This is a genomic window from Psychrobacter sp. CX90 (assembly GCF_057396305.2).
The window spans coordinates 1623157-1639651 of the sequence record NZ_CM182008.1 but is presented as its reverse complement, the minus strand read 5'-3'; the positions used below and the strand labels follow the sequence as shown (position 1 = coordinate 1639651).

At 41.4% G+C, this 16495-nt stretch carries 12 protein-coding genes; all 12 read left to right on the top strand.

The window, feature by feature from the left end:
• The first annotated feature begins 153 nt into the window (after positions 1 to 153).
• A complete protein-coding gene (nuoC, locus tag AC2SLN_RS06450) occupies positions 154 to 1935 on the top strand; it encodes an NADH-quinone oxidoreductase subunit C/D (RefSeq protein ID WP_486549310.1) in 1782 nt (593 codons plus the stop codon).
• Positions 1936 to 2032: 97 nt separating this feature from the next.
• Positions 2033 to 2542, top strand: a complete 510-nt coding sequence (nuoE, locus tag AC2SLN_RS06445; protein WP_486549311.1) for an NADH-quinone oxidoreductase subunit NuoE — start codon at positions 2033 to 2035, stop codon at positions 2540 to 2542.
• 23 nt (positions 2543 to 2565) lie between these two features.
• On the top strand, positions 2566 to 4185 hold the full coding sequence (gene nuoF / locus AC2SLN_RS06440; RefSeq protein WP_486549364.1) for an NADH-quinone oxidoreductase subunit NuoF: 1620 nt from the start codon (positions 2566 to 2568) through the stop codon (positions 4183 to 4185).
• A 16-nt stretch (positions 4186 to 4201) separates the two neighbouring features.
• Entirely contained in the window at positions 4202 to 7279 is a 3078-nt protein-coding gene (nuoG, locus tag AC2SLN_RS06435; RefSeq protein ID WP_486549312.1) for an NADH-quinone oxidoreductase subunit NuoG, read from the top strand.
• A gap of 1 nt (position 7280) precedes the next feature.
• Positions 7281 to 8339, top strand: coding sequence for an NADH-quinone oxidoreductase subunit NuoH (gene nuoH / locus AC2SLN_RS06430; protein WP_486549313.1), 1059 nt, complete (start codon positions 7281 to 7283; stop codon positions 8337 to 8339).
• A 149-nt stretch (positions 8340 to 8488) separates the two neighbouring features.
• Positions 8489 to 9037 (top strand): NADH-quinone oxidoreductase subunit NuoI, encoded by a 549-nt coding sequence (gene nuoI, locus AC2SLN_RS06425; protein ID WP_486529848.1) that lies wholly within the window; start codon positions 8489 to 8491, stop codon positions 9035 to 9037.
• Positions 9034 to 9759: an NADH-quinone oxidoreductase subunit J gene (nuoJ, locus tag AC2SLN_RS06420; RefSeq protein WP_486549314.1), complete on the top strand. Its 726-nt coding sequence runs from the start codon at positions 9034 to 9036 to the stop codon at positions 9757 to 9759. The genes nuoI and nuoJ overlap by 4 nt, the downstream gene beginning before the upstream one ends.
• A 134-nt stretch (positions 9760 to 9893) precedes the next feature.
• Positions 9894 to 10247: an NADH-quinone oxidoreductase subunit NuoK gene (gene nuoK / locus AC2SLN_RS06415; RefSeq protein WP_486549365.1), complete on the top strand. Its 354-nt coding sequence runs from the start codon at positions 9894 to 9896 to the stop codon at positions 10245 to 10247.
• Between the two features lie 4 nt (positions 10248 to 10251).
• Complete coding sequence (gene nuoL, locus AC2SLN_RS06410; RefSeq protein ID WP_486549315.1) at positions 10252 to 12126, top strand: NADH-quinone oxidoreductase subunit L; 1875 nt, start codon at positions 10252 to 10254, stop codon at positions 12124 to 12126.
• Position 12127: 1 nt separating this feature from the next.
• The gene (nuoM, locus tag AC2SLN_RS06405) at positions 12128 to 13873 is read left to right on the top strand and encodes an NADH-quinone oxidoreductase subunit M (protein WP_486549316.1); all 1746 of its coding nucleotides are present in this window, start codon (positions 12128 to 12130) and stop codon (positions 13871 to 13873) included.
• Positions 13873 to 15348 (top strand): NADH-quinone oxidoreductase subunit N, encoded by a 1476-nt coding sequence (locus AC2SLN_RS06400; protein ID WP_486549317.1) that lies wholly within the window; start codon positions 13873 to 13875, stop codon positions 15346 to 15348. The genes nuoM and AC2SLN_RS06400 overlap by 1 nt, the downstream gene beginning before the upstream one ends.
• Positions 15349 to 15495: 147 nt before the next feature.
• Complete coding sequence (locus AC2SLN_RS06395; protein ID WP_486549318.1) at positions 15496 to 16392, top strand: ferredoxin--NADP reductase; 897 nt, start codon at positions 15496 to 15498, stop codon at positions 16390 to 16392.
• Positions 16393 to 16495 lie beyond the last annotated feature (103 nt).

Sequence of the window (16495 nt, the reverse complement as noted above, 5' to 3'; positions counted from 1 at the left end):
AATATTATTAGAGGTGAGGTAATAAGTTTAAATCGATATTTTGACTGTTTTGCGTTACCTATAACCCGTGTATTATTAATAATAACTTAACAGTTGCAGTGTCATTATTTAATGTCATTAAAAGTTTTAAAAACTCTGAGGTAAGCGGTAACCATGGCAACGGTAGAAGATAAAAATAAATCAGAAAATATAAATCAGACTCAGTCACCCGTAATACGCGAGCTTGGGCATAAATTTTCTGGTAAATTTGTGCAGCAACATACGGTCGAAGCAATGCCGACTATTTGGGTGGCACGTGAAGACTTACTCGATGTTTTGTTGTTCTTACGTATGCTGCCAAAGCCTTATGTGATGCTTTTGGATTTATCAGCGATAGATGAACGTTTACGTCAACATCGTGATGGCCTTCCTGACAGTGACTTTACGGTGTTTTATCATTTGATGTCACTTGAACGTAATAGTGATATTCGCGTTAAAGTTGCTTTATCTGAGGATGACTTAAAAGTTCCTACGGCTACTAAGATATGGCCCAATGCAAATTGGTACGAGCGTGAAGTATGGGATATGTTTGGTATCGTATTCGATGGTCATCCTCATTTAACGCGTATCCTACTGCCAAAATATTGGGAAGGACATCCACTTCGTAAAGAGTATCACGCACGTGCAACCGAATTTACGCCCTATTTTTTAAATGCTGCTAAGCAACAATTCGAACAAGAGAATCTAAGATTTGTCCCAGAAGAGTGGGGGATGAAACGCTCAGGGCGAGATGAGGACTTTATGTTCTTAAACTTAGGCCCAAACCATCCTTCAGCTCATGGTGCATTCCGCCTAGTATTGCAGCTGGATGGTGAAGAGATTATTGATTGCATTCCAGATATTGGCTATCACCACCGCGGCGCTGAAAAGATGGCGGAGCGCCAAACATGGCATTCATTTATCCCATACACCGATCGTATCGACTATCTTGGTGGGGTTATGAACGAGCTGCCCTATGTGATGGCTGTTGAACAAATGGCCGGTATTACCGTGCCAGATCGAGCACAGACCATTCGGGTAATGATGAGTGAGTTTTTTCGTATTACCAACAATTTGCTCTATTTTGGTACTTTTATTCAAGATGCAGGTGGTATGACGCCCGTCTTTTATATGTTTACCGACCGCCAAAAAGCTTATGATGTCATTGAAGCCGTTACTGGCTATCGGATGCATCCAGCTTGGTTCCGAATTGGGGGTACTGCTGCTGACCTGCCTCGTGGTTGGAATCGATTAGTACGTGAGTTTTTAGACTGGATGCCCAAGCGTTTAGATGAGTATGTTAAAGCAGCCATGAAAAATTCTGTGCTCAAAGGGCGTACCCAGAATGTAGCCCAATACGATGCCAAACAAGCGCTTGCTTGGGGTGTGACAGGGGCAGGGCTCAGGGCAACAGGCATTGACTTTGATTTACGTAAAGCGCGCCCTTATATGGGTTATGAGAATTATGATTTTGAAGTTCCCGTTTTTTATAATGGCGATGCTTATGACAGATGTATGGTTAAGATTGAAGAAATCCGTCAGTCATTACGTATTATCCGTCAATGTATGGAGAACATGCCGTCAGGGCCTTATAAAGCGGATCATCCCTTAGCTGTGCCACCCCCAAAAGATCGTACTCTAAATGATATTGAGACATTAATTAATCATTTTATCTCAGTATCTTGGGGTCCTGTTATGCCTGCTGGTGAATCTTCTATGATGGTTGAAGCCACTAAAGGTATTAATAGCTATTATGTAACCTCTGACCGCGCGACCATGAGTTACCGTACTCGCATACGCACCCCTACATTTGCCCATTTACAACAAATGCCATCAGTTATTAACGGTAGCTTGGTATCTGATTTAATTATTTATTTGGCGTCTATTGATATTGTGATGGCAGATACGGATAGATAAGCTTTTAGCACTAAAATTGATATCGTCTAAGCATTAAATTGTATCGCTGATACTATTAAGCAATTATTAAGCAATTATTAAGTAAAGGATTGGCACTGTGAAAATCGTGACCGATAAAGCACCAACAGTCGACGTAGCAAGCATTTTAACTGCACAAGAGATTGAGGGAATACATGAGTACATTCATCATTATCCTCAGGCCCGTGCAGCATCACTTGATGCTCTAAAACTGGTTCAAAAACGTAATGGCTGGGTAAATGATGCTCAGGTTAATGCAATTGCAAATCTACTAGATGTACCAGTAACTGATATTGAGGGTGTGGCCACTTTCTTTAATCGCATTTATCGCTCTCCTGTGGGGCGTCATGTTATTTTAGTATGTGACTCAGTGGCTTGCTATCTAACAGGGTATGAGGCGCTCGCTGTTGAGCTGAAGTCTCAATTGGGTATAGAATTTGGTCAAACTACTTCAGATGGACGATTTACGCTATTGCCAATTTGCTGTTTAGGGAATTGTGATAAGGGTCCTGCAGTGTTAATTGATGAAGATACTTTTGGCCCTGTTGAGCCTGATGATGTTGCTGAGCTATTGGAGTATTACTTATGAGTACTGATAGCATGACCCCTAATATGTCAACCATTTCTGATGTGATAAGTAAGGCATCTGTGACAGACACAGGTCGTAGAAAGCTAACCATTGCTGAGCAATTCGCTAAGCGTAAATCGGGTAAAGCCCCAAGTCAGCTCAATGAGCAACGTATTCCCATATATGGCGACAAAGAGAAAGCTACAATTGAGACAAAGCCTTTAACGTGGCGATTGGCTCATCACGATGCCATTTTAGATTTGGAAACCTATCAATCGTTGCGAGGATTTGAAGGTCTAAAAAACGCCTTAAATAAGCCTGCAAAAGATGTGGGGAATATGATTAAAGCGGCTAACGTGCGTGGTCGAGGCGGTGCAGGTTTTAACGCAGGTTTAAAATGGTCATTCATGACACCACCAGATGGGGGAGCGAGATACCTAATTTGTAATGCTGATGAGATGGAGCCGGGCACGTTTAAAGATCGCCTATTAATGGAGCGTCTCCCTTTTCAATTGATTGAAGGTATGCTTATTACCGCACATGCTATCGGCGCAACGGATGGTTACATTTTTATCCGCGGCGAATATATTATTGCCGCTGAACGATTAATGAAGGCTATTGATGAGTGTCTTGCGAACAACTTACTTGGCTCTGATATTTTAGGTAGTGATTTTAGTTTTAATGTACACGTCCATACAGGTGCAGGTCGCTATATTTGTGGAGAAGAAACGGCACTGATTAACTGTCTTGAAGGCCGCCGAGCCAACCCACGTACTAAGCCGCCTTTTCCACAAGTATCGGGTGCTTGGGGTAGACCCACTGTTGTCAATAACGTAGAAACCCTAAGTAATATGCCTGCAATTATGGTCAATGGTGTGGATTGGTATCAGTCTTTGCCAAATGAAAAGGGCAACAGTGAAACACCAGGCACCAAGCTATTTGGCTGCTCCGGGTTGGTCAATGACCCCGGTTTATGGGAATTACCATTTGGCTATACTGCACGAGAAATCATTGAAGATTTTGCTGGGGGTATGAAAGAGGGTAAGCGTCTAAAAGCTTGGCTGCCAGGAGGTGCATCCACTGATTTTCTGACTCCTGAGCATTTAGATACGCCAATGGACTTCGATCCTATTCAAAAAGCGGGTAGCCGTATGGGAACTGGGCTAATAATGGTAGTCGATGAGTCTCAAGATATGGTGTCTCTGCAAAGAAATCTACAAATATTTTTCCAACGAGAATCTTGTGGCTGGTGTACGCCATGTCGTGATGGTTTACCATGGGGTGTAAAACTGATCTCAGCAATCGAAAATGGTCAGGGTCAAAAAGGTGATGTGGAAAAGCTTGAAGGCTTAACTCGTGACTTATGGTTAGGAAAGACTTTCTGTGCGCATGCACCAGGTGCTATGGAACCGTTGATGAGTGCGCTTAAGTATTTTCGCCATGAATTTGATAATAAAATTATTACCAAGGTGCCCACCGAAGCTGATATTGAAACCTCACAGTGGGCAGAGTCAGAAATAAAAAAAGTGATGTCAGATGTGGTTAAAAACAAGCTTTCAAGTAGTGCAGGTGCAATCACTAAGAAAGATCTAAATGATGCCACAAAGTCAGGTTCAGAGGATGCGAAAAATAATGCACCTTCTAATACTAGCGATGTGAAGTAGAGGAGTGTAAATAGGCATGGCGGTCATTCATATTGACGGTAAGCAGGTCGAAGTTAATGGAGCAGACAACCTTTTAGAGGCATGCCTGTCATTAGGTATCGATGTGCCTTATTTCTGCTATCACCCCGCATTGGGTTCTGTCGGTTCTTGCCGCCAATGTGCTGTAAAGCAGTTTCAAAATGCTGAAGATGCGAAATCTGGGCGTGGGCGTTTGGTCATGTCTTGTATGGTTGCACCAACAGATGATATGTATATTTCTGTAGATGACAGTGAGGCCAAGGCATTTCGTCAATCTATTGTCGAATTCTTAATGACTAATCATCCGCATGACTGTCCTACTTGTGAAGAGGGTGGACATTGTCATTTGCAAGATATGACCTATATGTCAGGTCATCATAAGCGTCGTTACCGATTTACCAAACGTACGCATCACAATCAAGAGCTAGGCCCTTTTATTGCCCACGAGATGAATCGCTGTATTGCTTGTTATCGCTGTGTACGTTACTACAAAGATTATGCAGGTGGTGAGGATTTAGGCGTTTATGGGTCTAACAACCGTGTTTATTTTGGTCGTGACAAAGATGGCCAGTTTGAAAGTGAGTTTTCTGGGAATTTGACAGAAGTGTGCCCAACAGGTGTGTTTACTGATAAAACACACTCTGATAGATACAATCGTAAATGGGATATGCAATATGCCCCAAGCATTTGTCATGGCTGCTCAGTGGGTTGCAATATCTCGGCAGGTGAACGATATGGCGAATTGCGTCGCATCGAAAATCGTTATAACGGCGAGGTAAATCGTTATTTTTTATGTGATTTAGGTCGTTTTTCCTATGGTTATGTCAACCGTAAAGATCGCCCAGTAAACCCTATTGAATATATTAACAATAAGCGAGTTAAGATAAATGTAGATTACGCTTTAGATGAAGCCGTTAAGCGTATTAAAGGCAAAAAAATTATCGGTATTGGCTCATCAAGAGCAAGCTTAGAGACCAATTATTCATTAAAAAAACTTGTAGGGTATGAGAGTTTTTCTACTGGATTAAACAGTCATCAACAACAGTTAGTCGATAAGTGTATTGAAGTTTTAAACACACAAGGGATTCATAATCCTAGTCTCGCTGAAATTGAAAGTTATGATGCCGTATTTATATTGGGTGAAGATATCACTCAAATTAGCCCCAGAGTGGCATTAGCTGTGCGTCAAGCGGCTAAAAATAAAGCGCTAAAAATGGCAGAAGCATTAAAAACCCAACAGTGGTTAGCAGAGCCTGTAAAACGAATTGGACAAAAGGAGCTTAGCCCTGTTTATATTGCCGATGTCGTGCAGACTAAGCTTGATGACATTAGTGAAGTAAGCTGTGTGGCAACCCCTGAAGATATTATCGCTCTTGGTTTTGCGGTTGCTGAGACAGTTAAACATCTGCCTGATAATTTAAATGATAATCTAGACCTTGTTCAAGTTGCTGATGCTCCACATAAAGTAGAGTCAGAACAGGAGTCTGATCCAATACAAGATTTGGCTAAGCAAATAGCTTTAGATTTAGTCACAGCGGATAAGCCATTAGTCATATCAGGAACGAGTTTATTTAATGTCGCCATTATTGAAGCTGCTGCACAGGTAGCTCAAGCCTTAACAGATAAACGCGCAGCCATCAAAGCCTATGAGATCGAACAAATTGAGATACACAACGCCAAAGTCCGTGCTCAAAGTGCAGAAGAGCAACCAGAAGAAGACAAAGAGCTGGATGCGAAAACGGATAAAAATACTGGCAAAGATAAATTAGAACGCCAGCCTGATCAGGCCCAAAAATTGGAACTCCAAACGCCTAATGAGCGTTATAGTAATCAGGCCGGACTATACTTAAGTGTTGCCGACGCGAATAGTATGGGAGTTTGCCTATTAGGTGGTGCTCCGGTTGAAGAGGTGTTATCTACAGATTTCGATGTCATTATCGTTGCAGAAAATCAGTTAACTGATGTCATAGATGTAGATAATCTAGCTGAATTACTCAAGAATAAAACGGTTATTGTGCTGGATCATCAGGCTCTACATTGGCATCAATTTGTTGACTTAGTTTTACCAGCCGCAAGTTTCGCTGAAGCTGATGGTACGCTCATTTCTAGCGAGGGTCGGGCGCAGAGATTCTTCCAAGTGTACGATCCAAATTATTATAAGCCGATGAACTGCATCAAAGAAGGCTGGCGATGGTTGCATGCTATTGAGACTACCCTTAAAGGTATGCCAGTTGATTGGACGCAGCTTGATGATGTGATAGCTGAGCTGACTGAGACACATCCCAATCTTACGGGTATTAAACAAGCCGCGCCAAGTGCAGATTATCGAATTTCAGGATTAAAAGTAGCGAGAGAACCAAGACGCTATTCTGGGCGTACTGCTATGAGAGCGCCCATTTCAGTGCATGAGCCTATGCAGCCAAAAGACTTGGATACAGCGCTAACATTTTCTATGGAAGGTTATTCTGGCAATAAAACCGACAGCGCAATGATTCCTTTTGCTCAAGCGCCAGGTTGGAACTCCCCTCAAGCTTGGAATAAATATCAAGACAAAGTAGGCGGTAGCCTTAAACAAGGTGATCCAGGGGTTCGTCTCTTTGATATCCCTGAACAGGATGCCAAACTTACAAAACGTGACTACGTACGTCCTATGCTAACTGCCTCAATAAAAACAAGCCTATTCCAAGGCAAGGCAAAACTGGTGCCTGTTTACAATATGTTTGCGAGTTCAGCGATTGCCAGTCGCAGTCCTGTAGTGGCAGGTCAGTTACCCGGGGCTACATTTTATGTGGGACAGGAAGATGCTGAGCATTGGTTATTAAGCAATAATGATTGGTTAGCAGTAACTACGAATGGCTCGCGCATTGAGCTACCCGTAAAAATCATACCTTATTTAGCAGAGGGTTGTATTGGTTATCCTGTGGGACAAGTACCGATTATACATGGCCATTTACCAGCGTCGATTCATAAAATAGACCCACCTACTGTTACGCATACTGATCCTGTTACTAATAAGCTAGATGATAACTTAGATGATTCATCCCATAATGCTCAGCCAGTTGATCAGGGAGTCTAATATGCAAACCGCTACACAAGTTGCTCGTATCGTTCCTGATGTGCCTGGATTTTTAAGTCAAAGCCTGTCTTTTGAAGCATGGGCTGTACTTTTTTTAGTTGCACAATCCCTGTTCATCTTTTTAGTCGTTGTCAGTGTTGCGGCAGTTATGATTATCTATGAACGTCGCATGCTGGCACTTTGGCAAGACCGTTATGGGCCAAATAGAGTTGGACCATTTGGCTCCTTGCAACTGGTTGCTGATATGCTGAAAATCTTCTTCAAGGAAGATTGGACACCTAAATTTGCTGACAAATTCATGTTTATCTTAGCACCAGCAATTGCAATGTTTACCGCACTCGCCTCATTTGTCATTATACCTATATCACCAACGCTCGGTGTTGCCGACTGGAACATTGGCCTCTTATTTTTCTTTGCTATGGCTGGTATGGCGGTGTATGCGGTCATGTTTGGTGGGTGGGCGTCAGAAAATAAATACTCTCTATTAGGCGGGTTACGTAGTGCAGCACAAACCATAAGCTATGAGGTGTTTTTAGGTCTCTCGCTAATGGGTGTGGTGGCGTTAACTGGATCATTTAATTTACGTGATATCGTAGCGGCACAAACCGGAGGGTTTTGGAACTGGAATATATTTCCCCAGTTTCTAGGTTTTTTAACGTTCATTGTTGCAGGTGTGGCAGTTACCCACAGACATCCCTTCGATCAACCTGAAGCTGAGCAAGAGCTTGCCGAAGGCTATCATGTTGAATATTCAGGTATGAAGTTTGGTATGTTTTTTATTGGCGAATACGTCAATGTGGTGTTGGTTTCTGCATTGATGACCTGTCTATTCTTTGGTGGTTGGGATGCACCAATGAATCTAGGCTTTACTATTTTACCTCCTGCCTTTTGGTTTATGATTAAAACCTTATTCTTTATGACATTGTTTGTGTTGGCTCGGGGTTCGTTGATGCGTCCTCGATATGACCAAGTTATGAACTTTGGATGGAAAGTATGTTTACCCGTGACGTTAATTAACTTGTTAATCACGGCAGCATTTATCTTGATATCGACAAGTTGAAAACATTACTTTCGTTGAATATCTTAAACCATTGAATGGTTAATAAATTTGAGTCGAACAGTTTTATACTTTTAATTCTTATAATTATTAGTCAACTTGCTAATCATTTTGAATCTGCAAAGGACTAATAAGCAATTTGAGAAGTCAACATGTTTAAAACCTTAAAAAATACAGTTGTGGGCATGTTTACTATTGTGCGTTCAATGTGGATGGTTAATAGTCATGCGTTTAGACCTCGAGATACCATTTTGTATCCTGAACAGCCTGTTCCTGTACCGCCACGCTTTAGAGGGCGCATTGTATTAACCCGCGATCCAGATGGTGATGAGCGCTGTGTCGCCTGTAACTTATGTGCGGTAGCCTGTCCAGTTGGGTGTATCTCTTTGCAAAAAGCGGAGCGAGAAGACGGACGTTGGTATCCAGAGTTTTTCCGTATTAATTTTTCGCGCTGCATTTTTTGCGGTATGTGTGAAGAGGCGTGTCCCACGACTGCCATTCAGTTAACCCCTGACTTTGAACTGGGCGAGTATGTTCGTCAAAATTTAGTCTATGAAAAAGAGCACTTACTGATTTCAGGCCCAGGTAAATATCCTGATTATAACTATTACCGTGTTTCAGGCATGGCGATCGAAGACAAACCGAAAGGTGCTGCTAAAAATGAAGCAGAACCTATAGATTTAAGGAGTCTCTTGCCATGAGTTGGTTTAATAACACTGCATTAGTTGGTTTTTATGCACTTGGTCTTGTGGCAGTTATTGCTAGCCTCCGTGTGATTATGTTGGCAAATCCTGTTCATGCAATACTCTCTATGATTGTGTCTCTGCTTGCACTGGCAGGCATCTTTATCATCATTGGTGCGCCCTTTGCTGGGGCTCTTCAGGTTATTGTCTACGCAGGTGCCATTCTCGTTTTATTTGTATTCGTCATAATGATGTTAAATTTGGGTGTTAAAAGCGATGCGCGAGAAAGTCGCTGGTTAGATTCTAGCGTCTGGGCAGTCCCAGCGGGTCTTACTTTTATTATTTCTGTTGTCATGTATTACATGATTTCAGTAGGTAATATAGGTAGCGTTGGCAATAGTGTAGAAGCTACTAAGATGATTGGTAGCGGTACTGTGTCAGCCAAACAAGTTGGTATAACACTTTTTACTGAGTACCTATTGTTAATTGAAGTTGCTGCAATGCTGTTATTAGCAGCTTTAGTTGCCGCCTATCATTTAGGTAAAAAAGCGCTTGATGATGAAAATGAAAGTCACAGCAGCCAATTGATTGGCCAAACTAACAATGAGCTGCTCTCTTATGATAACAATGATGTCACAGATGCGGTTGAATATGCCAAGCCTTATCAATATGAGCCTATCGATGCGGCCAAGTATCACATGAATAATAAGGCTAAGAATATTGAGGGAGACAGCGAATGACAAATGCAGCCTCACAAAATTCAACCACGGCATCCATGGGTAATAGTCCACTCAACAATATATCAGTTCAACAAGTGGCGTCGTCTACCGTAACTGAACAGGCTAGCAATATGTTGCCAATAGCCCAAGTTGAGATGGTTGATAGGTCACATATTAAGACCGTTATCGACAATGGGCCTTTAGGCAGTATACCAATGGAGCACGGACTCATATTGGCTGGTATTATATTTGCCATTGGTTTATGCGGCGTCATGGTACGTCGTAATTTTTTGTTTATGTTAATGAGTTTAGAGATAATGATGTCTGCTGCTGGTCTTGCGTTTATCGTTGCAGGCAGTCATTGGCTCAGTGCTGACGGTCAAGTGATGTTTATATTTATACTTACCTTAGCTGCTGCTGAAGCCTCAATTGGACTGGCAATTTTATTGCAGTTCTACCATCGCCGTGGTCATTTAGATATCGATTCGGCCAACGAGATGAAAGGATAATGTCATGAGTCTATTACCATTAGCTTTTATCTTTCCTGCATTTAGCTTTTTAATTTTGGCCGCTTTTCGTGACAAATTATCGGAACAGCAAGCAGCATGGCTTGGTGTTGGTAGCATGGGCTTATCCGCACTATGTGCGCTATTTGCCGCAATCAATTATTTATCTCAATATGATCCAAGCACGATCATTCATATCCCATTATGGACATGGCTACAAGTCGGCGACTTTGCCTCTGCATTTGGTCTAAGCTATGATGGTTTGGCTCTAACCATGACAGGCGTTATCACCGGCATTGGCTTTTTGATCCACCTTTTTGCCTCATGGTATATGAAGGGTGATATTGCTTTTGCTCGATTTTTCAGCTATATGAACTTATTTGTCGCCAGTATGCTATTACTGGTTTTGGCAGACAACTTATTGCTACTATATTTAGGATGGGAAGGTGTTGGTATTTGTTCATATCTACTTATTGGGTTTTATTTTCAAGATAGAGCGAATGGGCGTGCTGCGATAAAAGCATTTACTGTGACACGAATCGGTGATGTGTTCTTGGCTTTTGGACTTTTTTTGCTATTCCGTGAATTTGGCACTCTAAATATACAAGATATTATTACCACTGCACCAACATTGTTTGAGACCAATAATTCAACTTTAGTATTAGCCACCATGATGCTTGTGGGTGGGGCTATGGGTAAATCAGCTCAAATACCTTTGCATACTTGGCTGGCAGATGCAATGGCAGGACCTACTCCTGTTTCAGCATTAATCCATGCCGCAACTATGGTAACTGCCGGTGTGTATTTAATTGCTCGTATGCATCCTTTATTTATGCTAACGCCCGGAATACTTCTTTATTGGGTCGGTGGCGTGGGTGGCATTACATTAGTCGTTGCCGGCTTATGTGCGCTGGCTCAAACGGATATTAAACGCATTTTAGCGTATTCTACGATGAGTCAAATTGGCTATATGTTCTTAGCCTTGGGTGTGGGAGCGTGGCAAGGTGCTATCTTCCATCTCATGACTCATGCCTTCTTCAAGGCTTTATTGTTCCTAGCTTCTGGTGCGGTAATTATTGCGGTACATCATGAACAAAATATTTTTAAGATGGGCGGGTTACGCAAAAAAATCCCGCTTGTCTTTTGGTGTTTCATTATTGGTGGCGGGGCATTAGCAGCGATACCGTGGATAACTGTTGGCTTTTATTCTAAAGAAGCGATTCTTTGGGAAGCTTATGCAGCCGGTCATCAAACCTTATTTTACATGGGCGTATTTGGGGCATTTTTAACCTCACTGTATACCTTCCGTATGATTTGGTTTACCTTTTTTGGTCTAGAGAAAACGCCTGCTCATAAATTAACAGGTCTATCTTATCAAATCCCGCTTATGGTATTGCTTGTCTTATCGACAGCTATAGGCGCATTAATCTCTCCCCCTCTCCAAGGGGTGTTGCCTGACAGTGTCGGTCATATTTTAGAGATAAATGGTGGTGCTCATGCTAAGCATACGGCAGAATATATTGCCATGGGTTCTATGGGAATAGGTTTTATTGTTGCTTATCTATTGTATGTAGCAAATAGCAGTAAACTGATTAACAAGTTCAAATCATCACGGGTAGGCAGTGCCATTAATTATTGGTGTTATCACGGCTTAGGCTTTGATGCACTATATGACTTGATTTTTGTAAAACCGTTTTTATTCATTGGTAAATTACTAAAAGTTGATCCTGTTGATAAATCATGGAATATGCTACCAGCAATTGCTTCTGTTGGTAATAAAGTATTGACCATGACACAAACAGGTTCACTTAGAGGGTATGCCGCAAGCTTTGGACTGGGGATGGCAGTGTTACTGATACTTGTCATGATGACGGTGGTTTAAAATGACAGAAACTCAATTAGCTTGGATGTTGCCGGCGCTTATTGCGATACCGTTTATATCCGGTACGCTATGTTGGTTAATAGAAAAAGTAAACAATCGTCTGCCACGTTGGATTGCTTTGATTGGCATGATAATTACTTTTATATTGACGCTTGTCTTATGGAAAGAAGGTGGCTTTGGTGGGTTAAGTGAACAAGTTTTAGCACCAACCGATAAATTGCCCTGGTTCGCCGAATTTAATTTACCGTGGATAGATGCTTTTGGCATTCGATTTCATTTAGCACTGGATGGGCTTTCCTTACTCATGGTTGCACTGACAGCCTTTCTGGGTATCATGGCTGTGGGGTGTTCATGGGGCGAAATCCAGCGCCGTGTTGGTTTTTTTCATCTCAATTTGTTGTGGAGCTTGGGCGGTGTTATTGGTGTCTTTTTAGCCATCGATTTGTTCTTGTTTTTCTTCTTTTGGGAGATGATGCTTGTTCCCATTTATTTCTTAATTGCGATTTGGGGTCATGACTCGATAACCGGTAAGACTAAAGAGTATGCAGCAACTAAATTCTTCATATACACGCAGGCGTCTGGACTAATCATGCTGATTGGCATATTGGTGCTGGTTATCATAAGTTATACTCAGTCAGGTATCTGGAGCTTTAACTATAATGATTTACTTGGTACTAGATTAGGCGGGTGGGAGTATCCTGTGATGCTCTGCTTCTTTATTGGCTTTGCGGTTAAATTGCCGATTATGCCATTTCATGGTTGGCTACCAGATGCACATGCACAAGCACCAACAGCGGGTTCTGTTGATTTAGCTGGTATTCTAATTAAGACAGCGGCATACGGTTTAATTCGATTTGTATTGCCTTTATTTCCAGAGGCTTCTTATCAATTTGCGCCAATCGCGATGACATTAGGTGCTATAGGTATATTTTACGGTGCTTGGTTGGCGTTTGTGCAAACTGATGTCAAACGTTTGCTCGCTTATACAAGTATTTCGCATATGGGGTTTGTGGTACTCGCTATTTATGCAGGCACTTTAATTAGCCTGCAGGGCTTAATGGTACAAATGATTGCGCACGGTCTGTCTTCTGCTGCATTATTCATCATGGCAGGTCAATTATATGAACGTTTGCACACTCGAGAGTTGCCACTAATGGGAGGCATGTGGGGTCAATTCCGTTATTATGCACCTTTACTAATGTTCTTCTGTGCTGCCTTACTCGGTATTCCAGGCACTGGAAACTTTATTGGTGAGATTCTTATATTATTAGGTTCATTTGAACAGTATCCTATATTTGTGATTGTCGCTACATTCAGTTTAGTATGGGCTGGTTTATACTCCCTTATCTTGATTTATCGGGCATTGTTTGGCGAGCTAAATCATCCTAGATTAATCAAAGCTAAGCATACGGCTGCTGCCACTATTACCTCAAAGCAACCACTGACCTACGCTGCAGCAATTGAAGCAGAAAGTGAGAGTGCCTTAGATCAAATAGTACTTGCTAAAAATCCAACTGATATAGTGGAAAAACCACACAAACCAATTGTGCTATATGATTTGAATAAGCGTGAACTGGCGTTACTCCTAGTATTGGCCGTTGGTTTGGTTTGGCTCGGCTTGTATCCTCAACCTGTTTTAGACACATCGAGCCATGCAATGCAGTGGATTCACAATGCTTATGCTTACTCTGAAGTTTTAAACTTTGATAACCTATCTTCATTGAATGGCATAGGGGAGGCTCGCTAATGACTGATCTTACTTCAAATGCTTGGCAGGCCCTTTTACCATTTTCTCCCATTCTTATAGTTTCAATTACCTTACTTATTGCCATGTTAGGGATCACTATAAGGCGTTCACATTTTGTGACTGGAACGATAAGTGTCTTAGGACTAAATGTTGGTTTGGTAGTATTAATTGGCCAGATAATGGGCTGGTTTTTGGTTCCCCATAGTCGCTCAATGGATACTATGTATACAGTCGACCCTTTCGCACAGTTTAATATGGTCGTTATCTTTATTTCTGCCTTGGCATGCTGTACCTTGGCGTATCCATATTTTAGAACCTTCAAAGACCATAAAGAAGAACTTTATTTATTGATGTTACTTTCAACTATTGGTGCTTTGTTAATGGTTTGCGCCCATAACTTGGCTTCATTTTTTATCAGTCTAGAGCTGTTATCGGTGCCTTTATATGGAATGTTAGCATATACATTTATGCGAAGCAGGTCATTGGAGTCCGGTCTTAAGTATTTGGTACTTTCAGCCACAGCGTCAGCAACACTGCTAATGGGTATGGCGTTTGTTTACGCTTCGACTGGTACGTTAAATTTTAAAGAAATAGCCACTGCACTAACGATGGTTAGCGATGCTCCTTTGATGATTTTGGGTGCGGCGCTGATGGTATTTGCTATTGCTTTTAAATTGTCAGTGGCCCCTTTTCATATATGGACACCTGACGTTTACCAAGGTGCTCCAGCACCAGTCGCAACTTTTCTTGCGTCAGTAAGCAAAATTGCAATGATGGCCTTAGCCATTCGGTTTTTCCTAACCACTACAATAATAACGATGCCCTCTGTCATTATGCTGTTGACTGTTAGTGCCACCCTATCCATATTAGTGGGTAATATATTGGCACTCAAACAGACAAACCTAAAGCGCCTGCTTGGTTATTCCTCAATTGCGCATATGGGTTACGTGTTAGTGGTTATCCTGAGTATTGGTCCTGGTGCCTATTCGATATCAAACATGTATATGGTCATTTATGCCTTAACATCCTTAGGTCTATTTGGCGTCATTACCCTAATGTCTAGCACCTACAAACAGTCAGGTGAAGCATCAGAGCTACATCATTATCAAGGCTTATTTTGGCGCCGCCCAGTATTGACAGGGGTTATGACTATCATGTTGTTATCTATGGCAGGAATTCCGTTAACGGCTGGATTCGTAACTAAATTTTTTGCAATTGTTGCTGCGGTTCAAGGAATGCAATGGTTCTTAGCAGGCATGATTATACTAGGGAGTGCGATTGGATTATATTACTACCTCCGTGTTATGCTTACCTTATTCAAAAGACCAAGTAAAACGATGGAGTTTGACGCTCGATGGCATTGGGGTATTCAAGTAGGTGGGTTAATGGTAATTGTGGTAACCCTTACCGTCATATACTTTGGTATATTACCTAATGACTTCATCCTATGGTCCGATCATTCCATAATTTGGTAAGTATTTGATATTTAATATCTTTTAAAGTGTTTTTAATGTTGGTAGCGTTTGTATGACTTAACCAACACCGTTAGCTTTAATGTTAGATACAATCAAATTTAGCGGTTTTTTTAAGAACATTTGTGTGGTTAGGTCTAAGTGGTAATTATGAGTGATAATTCAGATAACATAGCTAGAGTTAAAGTATTGAGTAAAACCAGTTGGACTCCTACGCTGTTTAGCTTTACCGTAACCCGTCCGGAAAGTTTTAAGTTTACTGCTGGACAGTTTGTACGTTTGGGGGTTAATCCAAGTCGGCTTAACTTTCATAAAGTCACTAATGGGTTAAACAATAATGATTTAAACAGTACTGATGTTAGCGACGATGAAGCCAATAGTAAATTTAATTCTGATAATGATAATTCTGCAATAGATGAAGATATCTTTAGAGCATACTCCATTGTGTCATCTCCTTATGATGAGATACTGGAGTTTTTTTCAATTGTTATACCTGATGGTGCATTTACATCCCAACTGCAACACTTACAAGTGGGCGATGAGCTGTTACTGAACACGACACCGTTTGGTTTTTTAACATTGGCTCGTTATCAGGAACCTGCACCTAAAGACTTATGGTTATTAGCTACTGGAACTGGACTAGCACCCTTTTTATCTATGTTACAAGATTTAAAGACTTGGGAAAATTATACGCACATAATTCTAGCATATAGCGCGCGTACTCAAAGTGAGCTTGCCTATGTCGATAGGATTAACAGATTAGTTGAAGACTTTGCCACTCTTGTAGATAATCCTGCTAGTTTCACGTTTGTGCCCATCGTCACACGTGAGGTCATTAAAGGTGCATTAGATAAAAGATTACCAGAGTTATTAAAGACTGGAGAGCTGGAAGGTTTTGTTGGTCGTCAGTTGGATCCTAATTCTTCACATGTCATGCTATGTGGAAACCCTCAAATGGTTGAAGATACCAAAGAGACTCTGAAAGAGATGGGATTGGTCATGAATCGACGTGGGGTAGGAAATATTGCTGTTGAGAATTATTGGTAAATTTATTCTGGCAACGCGGTGTATTTAGCCACTTTATACATGATAGGTCTTTATTGAATTGGTAGGCCTATTATTACATTAGCTATGTCTATAATTAAAGTAA

What these genes read in the sequence shown, in the direction of transcription:
- nuoC (WP_486549310.1), top strand. Translation starts at nt 154, where the DNA reads ATGGCAACGGTAGAAGATAAAAATAAATCAGAAAATATAAATCAGACT.
- nuoF (WP_486549364.1), top strand. Translation starts at nt 2,566, where the DNA reads ATGTCAACCATTTCTGATGTGATAAGTAAGGCATCTGTGACAGACACA.
- nuoG (WP_486549312.1), top strand. Translation starts at nt 4,202, where the DNA reads ATGGCGGTCATTCATATTGACGGTAAGCAGGTCGAAGTTAATGGAGCA.
- nuoH (WP_486549313.1), top strand. Translation starts at nt 7,281, where the DNA reads ATGCAAACCGCTACACAAGTTGCTCGTATCGTTCCTGATGTGCCTGGA.
- nuoI (WP_486529848.1), top strand. Translation starts at nt 8,489, where the DNA reads ATGTTTAAAACCTTAAAAAATACAGTTGTGGGCATGTTTACTATTGTG.
- nuoJ (WP_486549314.1), top strand. Translation starts at nt 9,034, where the DNA reads ATGAGTTGGTTTAATAACACTGCATTAGTTGGTTTTTATGCACTTGGT.
- nuoK (WP_486549365.1), top strand. Translation starts at nt 9,894, where the DNA reads ATGGTTGATAGGTCACATATTAAGACCGTTATCGACAATGGGCCTTTA.
- nuoL (WP_486549315.1), top strand. Translation starts at nt 10,252, where the DNA reads ATGAGTCTATTACCATTAGCTTTTATCTTTCCTGCATTTAGCTTTTTA.
- nuoM (WP_486549316.1), top strand. Translation starts at nt 12,128, where the DNA reads ATGACAGAAACTCAATTAGCTTGGATGTTGCCGGCGCTTATTGCGATA.
- AC2SLN_RS06400 (WP_486549317.1), top strand. Translation starts at nt 13,873, where the DNA reads ATGACTGATCTTACTTCAAATGCTTGGCAGGCCCTTTTACCATTTTCT.
- AC2SLN_RS06395 (WP_486549318.1), top strand. Translation starts at nt 15,496, where the DNA reads ATGAGTGATAATTCAGATAACATAGCTAGAGTTAAAGTATTGAGTAAA.